A 19,667-nucleotide genomic window follows, 5' to 3' on the forward strand; every position below is an offset into this window, starting at 1 on the left:
CAGAACCATAGGGCAGAAGGGATTGTTATACAGTAAGACTCCTTCCCTGCACAAGGGCTCCCGTTGCTTTTCTTTCCCGCGTTCAGGCAGTCTACATGCCTTAAAAAAAGGACACAAAGAGTGTCCTATTTACCAAATGCCTGGCTCATTACTTCTTCAGCAAAGTTATCTTCACGTTTTTCGATACCCTCACCTACTGCGTAACGAATAAAGCTTGCGACAGTGGAAGCATGCTCCTTCAGATACTGTCCAACCTTCTGGTCAGGGTTCAGGAAGAATTCCTGTTCAACCAGACAAGCGTCTTTCAGATTCTTGGAAACCTTTCCTTCGATGATACCAGCCAGTACCTTCTCCGGTTTGCTTGCCAGCTTTTCATCGTTTTTCACGATTTCTGTCTGTACCTTGCGCTCGTGCTCAACAACCTCTGCAGGCATATCGTCACGAGATACATACTGCGGATTCATGCTGGCAATCTGCATAGCCATATCCTTTGCGACTTTTTCATCCGCACCCTTCAGTACAGCAAGTGCAGAAATCTTTCCGCCCATGTGCATGTAGGAAGCGAATACTTCATCGTCTGCCTTCTCAACGACAGCCATACGACGCAGAGAGATTTTTTCTCCGATCGTAGCAGTTGCAGTTGTTACCAGATCCGCAATGGTTTCTCCGTTTACCGTGCAAGCCAGTGCAGCATCTAAATCAGCAGGCTTGTTAGCGATTAGAGCGTTTTTGATTGTTTCCAGCAGCTCCAGGAACTGCTCGTTCTTTGCAACGAAGTCAGTTTCAGAGTTAACCTCGAAAATAACTCCGGTATTGCCTTCCACACCAACGCGTGTCAGACCTTCTGCAGCGATACGGTCATTTTTCTTGGCAGCCTTTGCGATACCTTTTTCACGCAGCCAGTCGATAGACTTTGCAATGTCTCCGTCACACTCGGTCAGAGCCTTTTTGCAGTCCATCATTCCTGCGCCTGTTTTTTCACGTAATTCTTTTACTAATGCAGCAGTGATCATGATCTTTCCTCCATTTATCTAAGTAGTTCTATCTGATTATTCAGCAGCTTTAGGTGCTTCGCTCTTTGCAGCCTCGCTGTTAGCCGTTCTGTTTTCTGCAGCAGGACGGACATTTTCACGTCTCTGGTAAGGAGCCTTTGCATTGCGTCCGCCACGGTTGCGGTCATAAGGACGGCGGTTACGACGTTCCTCATTTCTCTGACGGCGACGTCTTTCGTTTTCAGCGATCTGTTCCTCAACGTTGATGATAACATCCTTCATCGTTACATCGTTTTCGTTCTCATCGATGTTGTGAGCAACACTTAACAGTCCGCCCTTAGCCTCTACGATTGCATCTGCCATCAGTGTTGTAATCAGCTTAACGGAACGGATTGCATCATCGTTGGAAGCGATTGGGTAATCAACTGTTTCCGGGTCACAGTTTGTATCTACCATTGCAAATACAGGGATTCCCAGCTTTTTAGCCTCTGCAACTGCATTGTGTTCTTCTTTTGGATCGATAACGAAGATAGCGTTTGGCAGCTTCTTCATTTCCTTGATTCCGCCCAGGAAGTTTTCCAGACGAGCCTTCTGCTTCTTAACCTGTGCGATTTCCTTCTTAGGGTACAGATCCAGTGTTCCGTTTGCTTCCATCTCTTCGATTTCAACAAGACGCTTTACACGTTTCTGAATGGTACGGTAGTTTGTCAACAGACCACCCAGCCATCTCTGGTTAACGAAGAAGCTTCCGGAACGAAGCGCTTCCTCAACAACAACAGCCTGTGCCTGTTTCTTTGTACCGACGAACAGTACCTTTCCGCCCTTTTCAGCGATATCTTTCATTGCAGCATATGCAGTGTCCAGCTGTTCCAGAGTTTTCTCCAGATTGATAATGTAAACACCGTTTCTGCTTGCATAGATGTTTGGTTTCATTTTTGGGTTCCATCTGCGTGTCTGATGACCGAAATGTACACCAGATTCCAATAATTTTCTCATTGTTACTACTGACATGATATATCCTCACTTTCCGTTACGCCTCCATCACTTCTGCGCGGCAGCAACTTATCACCGGCGCATTCACTGTGCCTCAAAGCACGGGCTGCCGAATCCATGATGTGTGTAGTGTGCGTGTTCGCACCGTTGTTTATTATATCACATCTGTTGTTCTTTTCAACAGTTTTTTTACTTTTCTTGTGCACGCGGGTGTGCATGGGTATAGGCTTTTTTCAGCCGCTCCTGTGTCACATGGACATAAACCTGCGTGGTGGATAGGGAGGAATGCCCGAGCAGCTCCTGTACGACACGCAGATCGGCGCCGTTATCCAGCAGATGGGTCGCAAAGCTGTGCCGAAACATATGCGGATGGACATGCACCTGCAGCTTACAGCCGGCTGCCGCAACCTGCATACGATACTGTATCCCCCGCGTAGTCAGTCCCTTTCCCCGCTGATTGATGAATACGATATCATGCTCCTGCGACGGCTGCATCCACAGCGGGCGAACCTGCTGCAGATAGCGCTCCACAAGCTCTCCCGCCAGTGTATAAAAGGGAACGATTCGCTGCTTGTTTCCCTTTCCTGTTATGGTGAGGATACGCTCCTGTAAATCGATATCGCGCAGACGAAGGGATGCCGCCTCGCTCACACGCAGGCCGCATGCATACATCAGCTCAAACATGGCACGATCCCGCAGACCATCCGGTGTATCCAGCACAAAGGAGGACAGAAAGGTATCCATTTCATCGTAAAACAGAAATTCTGGAATCCGCTTGGAGCGCTTCGGTGTCTTAAAATACAGAAACGGATTTTGTGAAATTCCGACATATTCATTGAGATAGCGGTAAAAGGAACGCAGTGAGGAAAGCTTGCGGGCAATCGTGGAATTTTTCATTTCTCCGCTGACGCCGCTTTTTTCCCGCAGCGAGGCGATGTAATTCATAACCAGAATGCGGTCTGCATCCTGCAGCTCCTCAACACCCTCTGCCTGCAAAAAAGAGATAAACTCTCGAATATCTCTTTGATAGGCATCCCGTGTATGCACACTGCCGCTGTTGAGGGAATCCATATACTGCAGAAAGCGTGCAAGCAGCTCCTCCATCAGTCAAATTCCCCTTTGTATGTATCGATCACAGAAAGAGCCTGTCGTGCAAAGGCCTCCTTGCGCTCCTTTTTCTTTACCTTTTCCAAAAGACGCATGATGCCGAAATTGGCATTCATCGGCTGGAAATAACGCTCACTGGCATGTGTGATATAGTGTGCCATAGAGCCGATGACACACGTATCCGGCAGCTCGATACAGCGTTTTTCACGCATGAGATTAGCCATATTCAAGCCGGCAAGCAAGCCGCTGGCAGCACTTTCGACATAGCCCTCAACGCCGCACAGCTGCCCGGCAAAAAACAGATCATCCCGCTCGATATGCTGGTAGGTGGCACGCAGCACCTTGGGTGCACACAGATAAGAATTGCGGTGCATGACACCGTAACGCACGATGGACACCTTCTCCAGTCCCGGAATCATAGACAATAAACGCTTTTGTTCCCCCCACTTCAAATGGGTTTGAAAGCCGACGATATTGTACAAACTTGCCACAGCATTATCCTGACGAAGCTGAACCACCGCATATGGCAGAGTTCCATCCGGACGTTCCAGACCCACCGGCTTCATCGGGCCAAACAGCAATGTCTGCCGGCCGCGGCGTGCCATTTCTTCAAACGGCATACAGCCTTCAAAATAGGTTTCATCCTCAAAGTCATGCAGTTGGGCTGTTTCCGCATGAATCAGCTCCTCATAAAACGCATCGAATTCCTCTTTGCTCATCGGACAGTTGATATAAGCAGCCTCCCCCTTGTCATAGCGGGATTTGATATACGCCTTGGTAAAATCAATACTGTCTCTTTCAATGATTGGAGCCGCCGCATCATAGAAATGAAAATAGTCCGCATGCGTATACTCCTGAATCGCCTTGCTTAGCGCATCACTGGTCAGCGGCCCGCTGGCAATAATCACAGGCCCCTGGGGAATGTGAGTGACCTCTTCCCGTACGACTTCAACAAGAGGATGCTGCTGCAGCGTATCGCTCACCAGCCGCGAAAACGCCTGACGATCGACTGCCAATGCACTTCCTGCCGGAACACGCGTCGCATCGGCACATGCCATGATGAGTGAATCCAGATGCCGCATTTCCTCCTTCAGGATACCGACAGCATTTTGCAAGGAATCCGAGCGCAGTGAATTGGAGCACACCAGCTCCGCAAAATCTTTACTGTGATGCGCAGGGGATGCTTTTTGCGGACGCATTTCTATCAGCCGCACCGGAATATTACGCTTCACCAGCTGCCAGGCTGCCTCACAGCCCGCCAGTCCGGCTCCTACAATGCTAACCCTCTCCATACTTATCCATTATCCTTTTCTTCATCAGCTGCTTCTTTTTTTACGGTTTTCTTCACTGCCTTTTTCACAACCTTCTTGGTTGTCTTTTTTGCGGTTGTCTTCTTTGCAGTGCTTCCATCCTCCTGCTCCGCCTTTTCCTTTTTCGGCTCTTTTTTAATATAGCGGCACTTCGGATAATTGCTGCAGCCCACAAAGGTCGTACCAAAACGGGATTTTCTTCTCACCAGCTCATGTCCGCACTCTGGACACAGCTCTCCGGTAGGCTCCGGTTCTTCTTTGGTTTTGTTGCTCTTGATATATTTACACTCAGGATAATTGCTGCAGGCCAGAAAGGAACCGTAACGCCCTTTCTTTGTCACCATCTTGCTTCCGCATTTCGGGCAGACCTCCTCTACAGCGTTTTCATCCTCATCCTCTCCCTTGGTATAACGGCATTCCGGGAAGTTGATACAGGAAATAAATTTACCGAAACGTCCGATACGATATACGAGGTCGTTTCCGCAATCCGGACATTTATCACCGGTACGCTCCAGCTCCTTCTTTTCCATATTTTCATAGGCATTTTGCAGCAGCGGTTCAAATTCATTGTAGAAGGTACGAACCTCCTCAATATTGTTTCGTTCACCTGCCGCAATCTCATCCAGATGATGCTCCATGTTAGCAGTATAGGATACGTTGATAATGCCGCTGAAAAACTCCTGCAGCTTGGTATCGGTCAATTCCCCCTGCTCACTCGGTATGAACACCTTGGTCTTGCTGCCTTCACTTGGACGCTCCAAAGAAACATAGCCACGGGCCTGCAGTGTATCGATGATAATTGCATACGTGGAAGGACGGCCAATGCCTTTTTCCTCCAGATCCTTGATCAAACGCGCCTCACTGTAGCGTAACGGCGGCTCTGTAAAGTGCTGCTTTCCTTCCAACTCAACATCCTTTAAGACTTCCTGTTCTTCCATCACCGGCAGCATTTCATCCTTAACAGTTTCATAATCACTGTAGATTTTCAAATATCCGTCAAAGGTCAGAATGGAACCGTTGGCGCTGAACTCACAGCCATCGGATACGATCTGTACATTCACGACATTGCTTTTGCTTGGCGCCATCAGGGAAGCAAGGGTTCTGGCATAAATCAGCTTGTACAGCTTGTACTGATCATTTGTAAGATATTCCTTTACACGCTGAGGTGTATTCAAAATGCTGGTCGGACGGATTGCCTCATGCGCATCCTGTGCATTTTCACTGTTTTTCTGACGGGCACGTCCGCGATAGTCCTTCCCATAGGTATCCTCTATATAGCTTTCCGCATCCTTTACGAACTGCTCGCTCAGACGTGTGGAATCGGTACGCATATAGGAAATCAGACCCTCGCTGACGCCTCCTGCAAGAGGAAGTCCTTCATACAGCTTCTGTGCGATCTGCATCGTCTTTTTTGCCCCAAAGCCCAGCTTAGTGCTTGCCTCCTGCTGCAGCGTGGAGGTGATAAATGGCATCCTCGCCTCTTTCTTACGTACCTTCTTTTCGATGCTGCTGACTACAAACTCTTTGCAGCAGCGTTCGATAATTGCATTTACTTCTTCCTGCGTTTTCAATTCTGCTTTTTTGCCATCAATCTTATTTAACGAAGCACTGAACGTCTTGCCATCCTTTTCAATGTTGGCTGCCAGTGTCCAGTATTCTTCACTCTTAAACGCGCGTATCTCATTTTCACGTTCCACGATCAAGCGCAGTGCCACAGACTGCACGCGTCCTGCGGACTTGCTTTTTATTTTGCTCTGTAAAAGCTTGGACAGCTTGAAGCCGATAATACGATCCAGCATTCTTCTGGCTTCCTGAGACTTCACCAGATCCTGATCAATCGTACGCGGATGCTCAAAGGCCGCAATGACTGCGTTTTTTGTAATTTCATTGAAGATAATACGGTTTTCTTCTTCCATATTCAGATCCAGCACATTTGCCAGATGCCAGGCAATCGCCTCTCCCTCACGGTCGGGGTCACTTGCCAGATACACATGATCGCTTTTCTTTGCGAGATCCTTCAGCTCCTTAACGACTGCTCGTTTGTCGCTGCTGATCTTATAGGTCGGTTCAAAGTCATGATCGACATCGATGCCCAGACCGCCTTTTCCGCTTGTCGCAAGATCACGTATATGTCCTTTGGATGAAACAACATGATAGTCGCCACCCAGGTATTTTTCTATGGTTTTGGATTTGGAAGGGGATTCCACAATAACCAGATTTTTCATGTTATGCCTCCTAGCAATTAAATATACGTCTCCTATTATTCGCATAAATTTCCATTTTGTCAAACATTTTTTAAAAAATAAGCCGCACGTCCTCCTCATCCACAAGGATATTTGCCCCCTGGGATATCAATAGATTACAGCCAACTCCTGCTTCATCCTGATAGGCATGCGGGACACAGTACACAGGAATATCCAGCTCTAAAGCCTCATTGACAGTAAGCAGAGAGCCGCTGCGCTTTCGTGCCTCCACAACGATGACAGCATCGCTCAGCGCCGCAATCAGACGGTTGCGCCAGGGGAAATGATACGCATAGGGTCGAGAGCCCTTCGGGTACTCACTGATCACGAGCTGCTTTTTTTTCATCACGGCGTAAAGCTGGGCATGCTCCCTTGGATACACCACATCCAGACCGCAGCCGATCACACCGATGGTTGCACGATCCAGCGCACTGCGATGCGCCTGTCCATCGATTCCCTTCGCCAGCCCGGAAATAATGACGAAGCGTTCCTTTAAAATAGTTGTAATCTGTGCACAGTTGCGCAAGCCTGCAGCACTTGCCTCACGGCTTCCCACGATACCGCAGCCCGCTTTGTTCAGCAGTCCGATATCCCCCTCATAAAATAGTATCCATGGCGGACAGGCAAGTCTGCGCAGCTTCTGTGGATACTCCGCATCCGCAATCGTCACATAGCTTCCCGCATAGGGCAGACACTCCCATGCCTCCTGCCTGTTCAAGGCCTGTTTCATTTTGTTCCAGTCACCGTTATAACGAACGGCATAGCATAATAGCTGTTCTCTCATAATATCACCTCATATGTATATACGAAATGAACTGGGAAAACTCCTAAAAAAAACAGGAGATTTTCCTGTTTTTTATAAAATCCTCTATGATGGAATATGTTATTTTCCTTTTTTCGGGTTTATAACCTCATCCAGTGCATCCTTCGCTGCATCATCCACCAGAATCTCTCTGGCACTTGTCAGGAAGGAGGCCATATTCTGCATTTCGCTTGGTACTACAATCTTTGTAGCTCTGCCATCTGCCATTTTCTCATAGGTTTCCAGACTCTTCAAGCTCAGATATTCCTTCGTCGGATTGGCATCCTTAATCATTTCAATACCACGGGCCTGTGCTTCATAAATACGCTCCATAGCACGTGCCTGCCCTTCTGCTTCCGCAATCATCGCTTCCTTCTTTGCGTTAGCACGAAGAACCATCGCCTCTTTTTCACCCTCAGCAGTCAGAATGTTGCTTCGTTTTTCACCCTCTGCACGCAGGATGGATTCACGGCGTTCACGCTCTGCACGCATCTGCTTTTCCATGGCTTCCTGGATATCGCGTGGCGGAATGATGTTTTTCACCTCTACACGGTTTACCTTAATACCCCATGGATCTGTTGCCTCATCCAGAATCGCACGCATCTTCGTATTGATAATATCACGGGAGGTCAGCGTTTCATCCAGCTCCAGATCACCGATAATATTACGCAGTGTAGTAGCTGTCAGATTTTCAATTGCTGTAATTGGCCCGACAACTCCATACGTATACAGCTTTGGATCGGTTATCTGAAAATACACAACCGTGTCAATCTGCATCGTTACATTATCCTTAGTGATAACCGGCTGCGGGGCAAAATCCTTCACAACCTCTTTCAGTGTTACCTTATTGGAAACACGATCCACAAACGGAACCAGAATATGAATTCCGGTATTCCATGTCGTATGATAGGCACCCAGCCGCTCCACAACATATGCCTTTGCCTGCGGCACGATACGGATGAGGTAGGCAAACAGCCCGACCAGAATCAGTACAACAACTACAAGCAGTATAATCTGAAATACACTCATCATCATTACCTTCTTTCTTTTTCTATCTTTCGCTTACTCTTTTTACAAGCAGCTTGGCGCCTTCAATAGCGACAACCTTGACCTTTGCGCCTTCCTGTATGGGTTCATCCTCCACCGGAACCGCATGCCACATCGTGCCATTGACCTTTACCTCGCCCCATTCATCCTTCGTCACAGCCTTGGTTACCTGTGCAATTTCACCGATGAAACGATCGGCGTTGGTAGGTATCGTATTACCTCTGAGATAACGCGAGGCGATTGGACGCACAATCAGCATACTGACAAGTGATACAACAACAAAGCATACGATCTGCACCCATAGCGGAAGATTGATCAAAGCTGTCAGGGCTCCAATCACACCACCCACGGCAAACCATATGGAAATCAATGCAGTAGGTGTCAGCAGCTCTACAAGAACCGCACCTACGCAAATGGCAATCCAGATCAGTACCATAGTCCATTCACCCCTTATCTGCAGCCAGTTCGTGGAGATCTGCAATCAGCATATTCTCCTTGTCATCATAAGCCGCGTTGATTTTCAGCCCGTTGATGGGCTGCTGGATCATTCCGGAAATCTCCTCGATGATCATTTTATTGCTGATTCTGGCATACCCTTTTCCAACAGACACCTTATGCAGCTGATCCATAGACACCAGATGAAGATCGATTTCCCGCTTCGACACGGGACGGATTCCCAATTTGAGATGATCCTTATCCAGTCCGATCATGGCCCAGCGCACATCCTCAAAATAAGAGGCAGCACTGCTGTTCAAGGTAATGTTATTCGGATACAGCGTCAATACAAGCGTATATACATTGCCCTTTACCCACGTAAACATCCTGCCACCGCCTTTCCTGTTCCTTATCCATAGTATAGTACGGTTTTTCTTATTTTGCAATATAATTTTATACAATTCTTATTTTTCTTATTATTTTAACAAAGCTTTAAAAAAAGCAGTCTTCACTGCTTAAATATCCAGTACCAGCTGCCGCATCGCTGCCACCGGGCCATAGCTTTCACGGTACAAGCCCTTAACCACACCATACGTATGCAGCGCCTCGATATGCGCCTTTGTCGGATACCCCTTATGCCGAGCAAAGCCGTATTGGGGATACTGCTTATCATACGCCTCCATGATACAGTCCCTTGTCACCTTGGCCAGAATGCTGGCCGCCGCAATACTGACGCTTTTCTGATCCCCCTTGACAAGTGAAATCACATCCTTTGTATTGCCAGGCAGTGGCATGGCATCGGTTAATACCCCATCTGCCATGGAAAACTGCTCACTCAGCGTTTGCATCGCATTCTGCGTGGCACGGTAAATATTCAGCTCATCTATGATAGCCGGCTCAATGATGGCAATATGGTATTCCTGTGCCTGATGAATCACATCCTGAAAAAGAGCTCTTCGCTTCTTATCACTCAGCTTCTTGGAGTCGTAGATTTCCTCATGGAAATAGCCGGGTGGAAAGGCAACTGCCGCAACGACCAGCGGCCCGGCAATAGGCCCTCTGCCTGCTTCATCGATTCCGACGATACACGTTTTTCCCTGCTGCCACCAGGCCTGCTCATACTCATTCGCTGTCTGCATCCGGCATCTCCCATGTAATCGCGCCGAGCTTATCATCCCGCAATTCCCGCAGGAAGGTTTCAATCGTCCGCTTCTCATCCATTTCATCCTTACGCATAAAGCCGCGCTTTCTCGCAATCCGCTCCAGCATTTCATACGGATCATCACAAACTGCAAGCTCATAGCGTTTCTGCAATGCGTCCGGATGCTGTGCAATCAAATACCGCATCGCCCATGCCGCAATCTCCTCCAGCGGCAGGATTTCATCCCGTATCGCTCCGGTGATTGCCAGCAGCACACCAACGGTTTCATCCTCGAACTTCGGCCACAGGACACCCGGAGTATCCAGCAGCTCCAGGCTTTGATTCACCTTTGACCACTGCAGGGCTCTGGTTACGCCCGGACGATCTCCCGTCACTGCCACCTTCTTTTTGGAAATCCGGTTGATAAAGGTGGATTTCCCCACATTCGGCACTCCGACAACCATGGCGCGAATGGCGCGCGGACGAATGCCTCTGCGCTTCATACGCTCAATCTTCGCCTGCATAAGCAGCTGGCTTTGTTCAACAATTTTCGGTATGATGTTTTCTTTCAGTATATCAAGAGCCACCACCCGCGTAGTTTCATTGCGCAGCTGTTTGCACCACAAAGCCGTTGCCGCTGCATCTGCCTTATCCTTTTTCGACAGCACGATCAGCCTCGGCTTGTTTTGGCAAAGCTCTTCAATCATCGGGTTTTTACTGGCGTTGGGTATCCGGGCATCCCGCAGCTCAATCACCATATCCACCATGCTCAGCTTTTCCTGCATTTCCCGCTTCGCCTTGGTCATATGACCGGGAAACCACTGAATGCGTATTTTATCATCCGCCATTGCCTACATACCTCGCTTTCGAAAACGGCTTATACACGAATACACCTCTGGCAATGATCTGTTCCCGTTTAAACGGCCCGACAGCTTCATTTCTCGAATCCAGTGATTCATTGCGATTATCGCCAACTAACAGATATTCATCCCTGCCCAGCTTTTCCGATGTATAATCCTGTGTAAAATACTTTGTATTCGTCCTGCTTTTTACCTGCTCTACATAGCTTTTATCCAGAAACGGCTCCGCTACCTTATTTCCATCGACATACAGCACACCCTCACGGTAGCTGATCGTCTCTCCCGGTAAGCCGATGACACGCTTGACCCACAGATCATCACTTCGATACTCTCTGGCCACCACCACATCAAAGCGTTTGATATCACCGACATAATTGGCTGCCATATTGATTATGACCGATTCCCCTTCCTGCAGGGTCGGATACATGGAGGTTCCCTTTACCTCCTCCTTGCGCGCCACAAAGACTAGAATGACGACGGCCGCTACCACGGTAATCAGAATCAACCGGAGAAAGTCAAGGATGGTATAAACGATATCCAGCCTGCTTCTGGTTCTTTTACGTTTGTTCATATATTATTCCGCCACTCTCATTTTCGTAAACGGCAGTACGATAAAAAAGTCCACTGCCTTAATATCGCTTCGCTGAAAAGGGCCCATGACACGGGAATCCTTGCTTGCATAGCGATTATCGCCCATCAGAAAATATTCATCATCACCCAACTGCACTTCATCAAAATCATCTGTGAATTTATAATTTTCCGTCAGCCGGATGCTTTCAGCATAATCATTTTCCAGATAGGGCTCCTTCAATGCATTATCATTGATATAAATCGTATCTCCACTGGCACGGATTCGTTCCCCCGGCAGACCGATGACACGCTTGATCCAATACGTATGCGTTTTTTCTTTCTCATATACAATAACGATATCTCCACGCTTGATCTCCTGAAAATGACCGGAAAACGCATTGCCAAACCCAAATTCACCAGTCTTCAGCGTAGGATACATGCTGCCTCCCTGCACGCGCATGGGCCGTACAAGATAATTGGCTGTCAGATATACGAGAATGAAACAGACAAGAAATATTTTCAGCAGAGAAAACAGATTGGAAAAAATCACACCTGACAGTGATTCTTTTTCGTCCGCTCTGTGTCTGTCCTTCTCCAGCTTCCGCATCGTATACCCTCCAGCCTAAAAATAAAAAGTCGAGCAAGACCCGACTTTTTTCCAGCTTAACGAACTTCTTTGATACGAGAAGCCTTACCAGAACGTCCGCGTAAGTAGAATAATTTATTTCTTCTAACCTTACCGTTACGTACAACTTCGATTTTTTCAACAATTGGAGAATGAATCGGGAATGTTCTTTCTACACCGATCTGGTTTGAGATTTTACGAACAGTGAAAACTTCGTTGATTCCTCCACCCTGCTTTGCGATAACCAATCCCTCGAATACCTGGATACGGGATTTGTCACCCTCTTTGATCTTAACGTGTACACGAACGGTACTTCCGGATTTAAAGAATGGAACATCTTTCTTCAATTGTGATTTTGTTACTTCATTTACTAACTGCATGTTCATAATCATGGCGCTCCTTTTCTATTCATATAACGTAGAGGCTCTTGAATCATACTGTTCAGCGGAACCGCGTGCCATAAAGGCTTATATATGATATCACAGATCAGGGATATTTGTAAATACTTTTTCATCCATTTTTTTACAGTAATAAAGAAGAAGTCGTTTTTTGAAAGGTCGGGCCCTTTCTGTTATTATCATACCATTTTCATCAACTAAAAAAAAGAAGAATGCCGAATTTTACAAAGAAAATCCCGACACTTCTTCCGCTTTCCTATTAACCGTTCTTTTGTGTTTCCAAATAGGTGAGCATTTGCGAAATATCCTCTTCAATCATCGTCCGCTTACTGCGTTCGATCTGCAGGTTTCTGCCCGTCATGATATAGGAAGGAAACAGACGGATTTCCCCATCCATCCAGATGCTTTTTCGCAGCTTGTAGGTGGAGCCGGCAGGAATGCGTGCCGTATGCTTGCGCTTTGCTATCATCGTATGCAGATGTATGGCAACATCCCCCATCAGCATGATTACACGCAGCTTTTTAAACAGCTTCAGCTCCTCCTCCAAAACAACAGATGTCCTGCAGCTGCAAGCTGGTAAAGCCTGTATCCGGCTTTGGCAGCTTGCAGGCATTGGTGATATAAATGCCCTGCTCAAGCAGCTGGACAGGGGTAGTACCAGGAAACAGCAGTGACAATGCAACAGCATATTCCCCATCCATGTCACCATAGAAATTGTCCGTTACCCCATGTGGGGCACATTCGTTGATCATGACCACCTGAATGCTGTCCGGATTCACCTCAACTGTGTCCATATACAGGGATGTATGACAGTGCTGCTCCAGATATGCTTTTATATGCATGGTATATCTCTCCTTTTTGAAAACAGCATACCACACCATTTGGACACCGTATTGTCATATTACAGCTTACAATGCGATTTCACTGCCTGTATGATCCATATATACGATTGGTCTTATCATAAACAGGTGCAGCATTTGTATCCGGCTGCTTCTCATAAGCGCTATATCCGCTTATTCCACATACTAATTTAATGGAACAGAAATCTGGTATGTAACAGCTGCGCATTCACACGATGATGTCCTTATTTCACATGCAAAAAGCATCCTCATAAAAGCCCAGTAGGACTTTCCATATTTATTTATCCTGTCCGGTTTTTTCCAGCCTGATTTCCTCCATAAGCTTTACTTCCTCTTTTGTATATACACGATTTTCCAGCAGATCTGGACGCTTTTCCATCGTGCGTTTTAATGATTCCTTCAGCCGCCATTTACGAATATTCGCATGATGTCCGCTCAGGAGTACATCCGGCACTCTCATGCCTTCGTATTCAATCGGACGTGTATACTGCGGATATTCCAGCAAACCGTTTTCAAAGGAATCATCACTGTGACTTTCTTCCTTAATCACATGATCCAGCAATCGTATGACGGCATCGGAAATAACCAGAGCAGCACCTTCCCCTCCTGTCAGCACGAAATCCCCGAGGGATACCTCCATATCCACAAAGGAACGGATTCTCTCATCGAAGCCCTCATAATGTCCGCAAAGAATAATCAGATGCTTGATTTCAGAAGCGAATTGGTGAGCGAGCTGCTGATCAAAGCGTTTTCCCTGCGGTGTCATCATGATAACAAAGGAATCCTCACTGCGCACAGTTTTCAGACAGTCCACGATTGGCTGACACGATAAAACCATCCCCTGCCCGCCACCGCATGGTGTATCATCCACATGATTATGTTTATCTGTAGTAAAGGAACGAAAATCAATCGTTTCAAAATCCACCAGCTGCTGTTCCAGTGCACGCTTGATAATAGATGTTGTGCGAAAGCTGTCAAAAAATTCAGGAAACAGTGTCAGCACTGTTATTTTCATAGCAGTCCCTCCAACAGCTCCACCTTCATCACCTTGGCCTTACGGTCAAATTCCTTTACAAAGGCTCTGACAAAGGGAATCAGGATATCCTTATCCGCAGTCTTTACACGCAGCACTGCATTTGCCCCGGTTTCAATGATTTCCGTAACAGTGCCCAGGAGTGCTCCATCCATCGTATATACAGCAGCATCCTGCAGCTCATAATAGTATGCCTCATATGCATCCAGCTCCTGCAGCTCGTCCTCCCGAATTGTCAGCATACTGCCCTTCCAGGCTTCTACCTGATTGATATCGTCGTAGCCCTCAAACTTTACAAGCAGCTGTCCCTTGCTTTCCCGAACGCCAGTGACGCACAAATCCAGTTCACCTGTTGGCAGCTGCAGATGCACAGTGGCCCCCTTGTGAAAACGCAGCTGGGGAAAATCCGTTAAAACCTTGATTTTTACTTCACCACGCAGACCGTGTGTATTAACAAGCATACCGATATTGATATTTTTCATATAGCGTACCTCCAAAAAAAGGATGCGAAAGGCATCCTAATATGATTCAAACTTGATGGTAACTCTCTTATCTTCTTTTCTTGATGCTACAGACATCATCTGACGAATAGAAGAAGCCATCATTCCGCGACGACCGATCAGGCGGGCAACATCATCACTGTTTGCATACACATACAGCAGAATTTCGTTATCCTCCAGTGTCGGCATCATTTTGACAGAAACATTGGTCTTATCTTCAACCATCGGTGTTACAAGATCCAACAATACTTTTTCGTAATCGATCATACTCTTTTACTTAGCGTTTTTTTCTTCGTGCAGACGTTTCATGATTCCTTCTTTAGAAAGAATGTTGCGAACAGTATCAGAAGGCTGTGCTCCTTCCTTCAGCCACTTAGTAGCCAGTTCTTCGTTCAGCACGACACTTGCAGGATTTGTTGTTGGGTTATAGGTACCGATAATCTCGATAAAACGTCCATCTCTAGGTGCGCGGGAATCCGCAGCGACAATTCTGTAGAAAGGCTTTCTCTTGGAGCCCATTCTCTTTAATCTTAATTTTACAGCCATATAATTTCCTCCTATTGGTTATTTTCTTTTTCATTACCTTGATAAGTATATCACAGTTTTTCCACCTGTCAAGGTTTTTTACTTTACACCCTGCGATTTTTTTGCGCCCCAGTATTTTTCTGTAATCCCTTATACAGAAAATCCAGTATGCTTCCAACATCCGTTGATATTGAAACGGATACTCACCCTTTCATTCCTGTCGTTATTTCATTTACGAACGTAATTTTCATATTTGCTTTTCCAGCAGGAAGATGCTCTGTCCGCAATCCAGCAAGAAGCCGGCACGCAGCAGGTTTTCCCGAATCGCAAAATTATGAACATCAATATCCCCAATCAGCTTATGTATATTATGACGCCATGCCATATCCATCGCTTTTTTCAGCAGAACTGTCCCATACTGCCTGCCCTGTACATCCGGATGAACACCGATATATCCGATACCGCCTACTTCATCCAGCAATCTGGTAACGCTGATAAAGCCTGCCGCCTTTCCCGCAATCAGCAGCACCTGAAACAGTATATCACTTTCTGCATCCTCCAGCAGCTCCTCTGCCTGCTGCTCCACTGCCGGATACAGCCCCAGCGATTTCTGCTCTCTTTGCAGATTGGCGTCCAGCGTTGTCGCACTCGCTTTTGCCATCAGCTCCAGCAAGTCCCTGTGCGCAAGCTGCTTTGCCGGTATAAAGCGATATGCTTGTGCTTGTTCCCTTGTTTTTACGGTATAGCTCTCCCGTTTAAATTCCAATGGAAACCATCGTTTTAAAGCATGATAGACAAGTGCATGATGCTGCTTATCGGTATACAGATCCACTCTCCACTCCCTGCTGCGATCCAGACGATCGACAATATCCTCCACAAAGGCATCCGCTTCCTTTTGCGACATCGCCTCCAGTGTAAGATAGGCGATATAAGATCTTTCGGTATCAATAACAGCTCTGGCTATCACCTGTTCATCATGAAGCATCACATAGCACTGCTTCAATGACAGCATCTGATTTTTTAAATCTCTTTGCAGTGAGCGGTTTTGTTCCTCGCTGCTGGCAGCCATGGAGCACATGGAGGCTGCATACTTCTCTTTACAAATTTCTGTTTTCATGTTGTTTCGTCCTTTCCTTATATTGCTACTGTAAATCTGTGTTATCGGGAAAGAAAAAGGCATCCCAAGGGATGCCCAGAACATGCACTAGTTATAAACCAGGCAGTCTGTATCCTTCCTCAGTACGTAATTTTGAACTGTTTTCATACAGACCACCTGCCTTTCTTATGTTATCGTATACCCTTTGGGTACGACATAAATATACCATATAATTCTCAATTTTTAAAGCTATTTTTGAAATTCAACCAGATATTGTTGATTGATTGATAAGGTATGCTCATCCAGCGGATATGCAAAGAGTATGCCTGCACCATCCAGCCTTGCACTATCCAGATGTACCCAGCGCTTTTGAGAAGCTACGTAAATATCCAAAGTATCGGAGGTATTGCTTTCGCTGATATAGAAGCCGTTATACGGCTGAAGACTCATATCCTTTGCCTGTACATGTTCAGGCAGTGCCACCGTGCTCCTTTTCCTGTTCGCTACATCCAGCAGCTCCACTTTTGTATCTGTTATACGGTATAAAAGACTGCCTGTAAAAGGTGTAGCACAGGAATATTCCCGATATGTTGTCCAGGTATCCATTCGATAGTCATAAACAAGTGGATAACTATCAAATACAGCTTCCTCAACCGCATAGCTTTGCGTTGTCAGGATGCGGCTGTCACCAGCCATAAACAATTCATTACCAAGCAGATATCCAGGCAGCCTTTCTGCATCCATGTACCGCCGTTGGTTCGTATCGGTATCCAGCAGTACCCATTGGCATTCCTGCTTATCCTTTGCCCATCCCTGCTGTAATGCATAGGTACGATACAGCAGAAAACGCCCGGATGCACTGTTATGCACATCATACGCATAGGCATGCACCCGTTCAGCATGCACGGCAGATGAATAGGACAAATCTCCAATGGACTGTACTTCCTCCGTTTTCAAATCCACCAGATATGCATTTCGGAAATTCTCCTCGTCATATTCAATCACCAGCTTACCGTTTTTCAGTACCTTGACAGATGGACTCGGCATTCCATCCGCTTCCCTGCCCTGCAGATAGAGCGGCAGCACCTGCTGATCAAGAACGACATAAAACAGCTTGACAGAAACACTCCCTGCCTCTGTCTTTAGACGCAGAGCTTTGCTTTTCCGCGGCAGCTCCCTGGCAATTATGCGTCCCTTTTCATATATTGTAAATGTATCTGTTTGATAAACCTGTTCCTCCTTCTGCTTCACATAATACCGATAGTCTGCATCCAGATATGTGATGTCCCCGAGGTTTTGAACACGTATGGGATCTTCCTGTACCTGCACCTGTTCACCATTTGAAAATAAGGAGGTCAGCCAGTCACGCACGGTATCACTGCATGCAGCTGCCGTCGCAAAAGAGAGCATTGCAAATAGCAGCAGGGCAGCCAGCTTCCACACGAGCGCAGCTTTTTTTCGTTTACTGACCTTTGTCTCCTGCAGCAGTTGCTTAATCCAAGCATCCGGACAATGGATATCGTCGAAGCCTCTGAATTTTTTATTCTCCATACTGTTCACCTCCCAGCAGCTGGCGAAGCTCTTCCCTGCCGCGTCTCATCCAGGACTTCACCGTGTTTTCCCGCACCTTCATACATACACTGATTTCCCGTATGGAAAAGCCTTCATAATAATACAGATACAGCGCATTGCGATGGTTTGCGGGAAGCTCCATCAGCTCGTACAGCTCGTTTCGTTCCACAGGATTCTCCACCTGGCAAAATGCTTCATCCAGACGTGTCCGATGCCGTCTCCAGAATTTTCGCTGTTCATCAATGCAGGTATGTATCGTGGTCTGAATCAGCCACGCCTTGATATGCTGTGCATCCCGAAATTCCATCTTCTGCGTGTACAGCTTTAAAAAGACATTCTGAAAAATATCCTGTGCATCCTGTCTATTGCCCATGCGCAGCAGCGCAAGCCGTGTGACGGTATCCGCATAGGTACACATTACATCTTCAAATGTCATATCCGCATACATTCTCATGACGCTATCCCCTCTCCTCTTCTATTATAAACACGTTTCAGCTGATCAAAAGGTTGCACAAAAAGAAAAATAACGATATTTTAATCGTTATTGTATCAGCCATGGATTTTCTTCCCCATGCATAAACAGGTAACAGCTTCTCATGGAATTTGTCACCATATCCCGATAGGAATCATCGGTAAGAAATGCCAGATGCGGCGTTAAAAGCACATTGGGAAAGGAATTTAAAACTGCCATGTCCCGCTGTTTAAGTATCTTTCCCTTTCGGCGGTTGTAATAGATCCCGGTTTCCCCTTCCACGACATCCAGCGCAGCAGCCCCTATCGTTCCGGCTTCGATTGCGTCAATCAGCGCCTTGTTGTCAATCAATCCTCCTCTTGCTGTATTCACAAGAATGACCCCCTCCTTCATCATAGAAAAGGCGTCCGCATTTATAAGGTGTTGGGTGTCCTCATTCAGGGGTACATGGAGTGTGATGATATCGCTGTTTTGATACAGCGTCTGCAGATCCACATAGGTTACATATGCTTCCATCTCTTTCTTGGGATGTGCATTATAGGCGATGATCTTGCAGCCAAAGCCTGCGATATGACGAATCAGTGTTTGCCCGATAGCTCCGGTTCCAATAACCCCCAGCGTTTTCCCCTTCAGGTTACTGCCTAGCACCGCATCGAAGGAATAATCCTGGCTTACAGCACTCTGCAGCACCAGCTTCATTTTACGAAGCGCCATCAGGATCAGCATGATTGTATAATCAGCCACACTTTCACTGGCATAGGTTGCATTCCCGACATGGATGCCGATGTTCCTTGCGTATTCCAAATCGATATGATCGTAGCCGATGGTGCGGGTAGATAAAAAGCGCACGCCTACCTCCTGCAGCTTCTGCAGCAAAGCGGCATCGATCGGTGTTGATAAGACACTGATACATTCACAGCCCTGGCACAGCTGCGCGTTTTCCAGAGTCGGACGCTGCGCACACGTCTCAATGTCCAGCTCCATCGCTTTCGCGCAGGCATCAAAATATGCCGCTTCTTCCGGCCGGTATCCATATACAAATACTTTCATAAGCCTCCTCCTTCTTTAATAAAAACAAGGCAGTGT

The 19,667-nt window shown here is 46.8% G+C and carries 23 protein-coding genes and 1 pseudogene; all 24 read right to left on the reverse strand.

Annotated elements, in window-relative coordinates; translation table 11 throughout:
* Positions 1-125: 125 nt before the first annotated feature.
* The 24 genes and pseudogenes from GKZ87_11555 to GKZ87_11670 all read right to left on the reverse strand — a co-directional run bounded on the left by GKZ87_11555 (position 126) and on the right by GKZ87_11670 (position 19,631).
* Complete coding sequence (locus GKZ87_11555; GenBank protein QSI26076.1) at positions 126-1,013, reverse strand: elongation factor Ts; 888 nt, start codon at positions 1,011-1,013, stop codon at positions 126-128.
* A gap of 36 nt (positions 1,014-1,049) precedes the next feature.
* Positions 1,050-2,003, reverse strand: coding sequence for a 30S ribosomal protein S2 (rpsB, locus tag GKZ87_11560; protein QSI26077.1), 954 nt, complete (start codon positions 2,001-2,003; stop codon positions 1,050-1,052).
* The gene (locus GKZ87_11565) at positions 1,994-2,203 is read right to left on the reverse strand and encodes a hypothetical protein (protein ID QSI26078.1); all 210 of its coding nucleotides are present in this window, start codon (positions 2,201-2,203) and stop codon (positions 1,994-1,996) included. The genes rpsB and GKZ87_11565 overlap by 10 nt, the downstream gene beginning before the upstream one ends.
* Positions 2,175-3,089 carry a tyrosine recombinase XerC gene (xerC, locus tag GKZ87_11570; GenBank protein QSI26079.1) on the reverse strand — a complete coding sequence of 305 codons (915 nt, stop codon included), beginning with the start codon at positions 3,087-3,089 and terminating at the stop codon, positions 2,175-2,177. Before xerC ends, GKZ87_11565 begins: the two co-directional genes overlap by 29 nt.
* Entirely contained in the window at positions 3,089-4,384 is a 1,296-nt protein-coding gene (locus GKZ87_11575; protein ID QSI26080.1) for a methylenetetrahydrofolate--tRNA-(uracil(54)-C(5))-methyltransferase (FADH(2)-oxidizing) TrmFO, read from the reverse strand. Before GKZ87_11575 ends, xerC begins: the two co-directional genes overlap by 1 nt.
* 2 nt (positions 4,385-4,386) lie before the next feature.
* Positions 4,387-6,627: a type I DNA topoisomerase gene (topA, locus tag GKZ87_11580; GenBank protein ID QSI26081.1), complete on the reverse strand. Its 2,241-nt coding sequence runs from the start codon at positions 6,625-6,627 to the stop codon at positions 4,387-4,389.
* A 70-nt stretch (positions 6,628-6,697) separates the two neighbouring features.
* Positions 6,698-7,429, reverse strand: coding sequence for a DNA-protecting protein DprA (gene dprA, locus GKZ87_11585; GenBank protein ID QSI26082.1), 732 nt, complete (start codon positions 7,427-7,429; stop codon positions 6,698-6,700).
* A gap of 99 nt (positions 7,430-7,528) precedes the next feature.
* Positions 7,529-8,476, reverse strand: a complete 948-nt coding sequence (locus GKZ87_11590; protein ID QSI27946.1) for a peptidase — start codon at positions 8,474-8,476, stop codon at positions 7,529-7,531.
* Between the two features lie 22 nt (positions 8,477-8,498).
* On the reverse strand, positions 8,499-8,930 hold the full coding sequence (locus GKZ87_11595) for an NfeD family protein (protein QSI26083.1): 432 nt from the start codon (positions 8,928-8,930) through the stop codon (positions 8,499-8,501).
* 7 nt (positions 8,931-8,937) lie between these two features.
* Positions 8,938-9,315, reverse strand: a complete 378-nt coding sequence (locus GKZ87_11600) for a hypothetical protein (GenBank protein QSI26084.1) — start codon at positions 9,313-9,315, stop codon at positions 8,938-8,940.
* Positions 9,316-9,444: 129 nt separating this feature from the next.
* Positions 9,445-10,068 carry a ribonuclease HII gene (locus GKZ87_11605; protein QSI26085.1) on the reverse strand — a complete coding sequence of 208 codons (624 nt, stop codon included), beginning with the start codon at positions 10,066-10,068 and terminating at the stop codon, positions 9,445-9,447.
* Entirely contained in the window at positions 10,052-10,918 is an 867-nt protein-coding gene (gene ylqF, locus GKZ87_11610) for a ribosome biogenesis GTPase YlqF (GenBank protein ID QSI26086.1), read from the reverse strand. The genes GKZ87_11605 and ylqF overlap by 17 nt, the downstream gene beginning before the upstream one ends.
* The gene (gene lepB, locus GKZ87_11615) at positions 10,908-11,501 is read right to left on the reverse strand and encodes a signal peptidase I (protein ID QSI26087.1); all 594 of its coding nucleotides are present in this window, start codon (positions 11,499-11,501) and stop codon (positions 10,908-10,910) included. The genes ylqF and lepB (GKZ87_11615) overlap by 11 nt, the downstream gene beginning before the upstream one ends.
* Before the next feature lie 3 nt (positions 11,502-11,504).
* Complete coding sequence (lepB, locus tag GKZ87_11620) at positions 11,505-12,107, reverse strand: signal peptidase I (protein ID QSI26088.1); 603 nt, start codon at positions 12,105-12,107, stop codon at positions 11,505-11,507.
* Positions 12,108-12,163: 56 nt separating this feature from the next.
* The gene (rplS, locus tag GKZ87_11625) at positions 12,164-12,511 is read right to left on the reverse strand and encodes a 50S ribosomal protein L19 (GenBank protein ID QSI26089.1); all 348 of its coding nucleotides are present in this window, start codon (positions 12,509-12,511) and stop codon (positions 12,164-12,166) included.
* 271 nt (positions 12,512-12,782) lie between these two features.
* Positions 12,783-13,365, reverse strand: a pseudogene (locus GKZ87_11630) (hypothetical protein).
* 295 nt (positions 13,366-13,660) lie between these two features.
* Entirely contained in the window at positions 13,661-14,398 is a 738-nt protein-coding gene (trmD, locus tag GKZ87_11635; GenBank protein QSI26090.1) for a tRNA (guanosine(37)-N1)-methyltransferase TrmD, read from the reverse strand.
* A complete protein-coding gene (gene rimM, locus GKZ87_11640) occupies positions 14,395-14,898 on the reverse strand; it encodes a ribosome maturation factor RimM (protein QSI26091.1) in 504 nt (167 codons plus the stop codon). The genes trmD and rimM overlap by 4 nt, the downstream gene beginning before the upstream one ends.
* A 36-nt stretch (positions 14,899-14,934) precedes the next feature.
* On the reverse strand, positions 14,935-15,183 hold the full coding sequence (locus GKZ87_11645; protein ID QSI26092.1) for a KH domain-containing protein: 249 nt from the start codon (positions 15,181-15,183) through the stop codon (positions 14,935-14,937).
* Positions 15,184-15,189: 6 nt separating this feature from the next.
* Entirely contained in the window at positions 15,190-15,462 is a 273-nt protein-coding gene (gene rpsP / locus GKZ87_11650) for a 30S ribosomal protein S16 (protein QSI26093.1), read from the reverse strand.
* 226 nt (positions 15,463-15,688) lie between these two features.
* Positions 15,689-16,558 (reverse strand): GNAT family N-acetyltransferase, encoded by an 870-nt coding sequence (locus tag GKZ87_11655; GenBank protein ID QSI26094.1) that lies wholly within the window; start codon positions 16,556-16,558, stop codon positions 15,689-15,691.
* Between the two features lie 228 nt (positions 16,559-16,786).
* Complete coding sequence (locus tag GKZ87_11660; GenBank protein QSI27947.1) at positions 16,787-17,947, reverse strand: hypothetical protein; 1,161 nt, start codon at positions 17,945-17,947, stop codon at positions 16,787-16,789.
* Positions 17,948-18,077: 130 nt separating this feature from the next.
* Complete coding sequence (locus GKZ87_11665) at positions 18,078-18,563, reverse strand: sigma-70 family RNA polymerase sigma factor (GenBank protein ID QSI26095.1); 486 nt, start codon at positions 18,561-18,563, stop codon at positions 18,078-18,080.
* A gap of 87 nt (positions 18,564-18,650) precedes the next feature.
* Positions 18,651-19,631, reverse strand: a complete 981-nt coding sequence (locus GKZ87_11670; GenBank protein ID QSI26096.1) for a lactate dehydrogenase — start codon at positions 19,629-19,631, stop codon at positions 18,651-18,653.
* Positions 19,632-19,667: the final 36 nt, after the last annotated feature.

It is taken from the genome of Erysipelotrichaceae bacterium 66202529 (genome assembly GCA_017161075.1).
In the GTDB taxonomy this organism is placed as follows: Bacteria; Bacillota_I; Bacilli_A; order Erysipelotrichales; family Erysipelotrichaceae; genus Clostridium_AQ.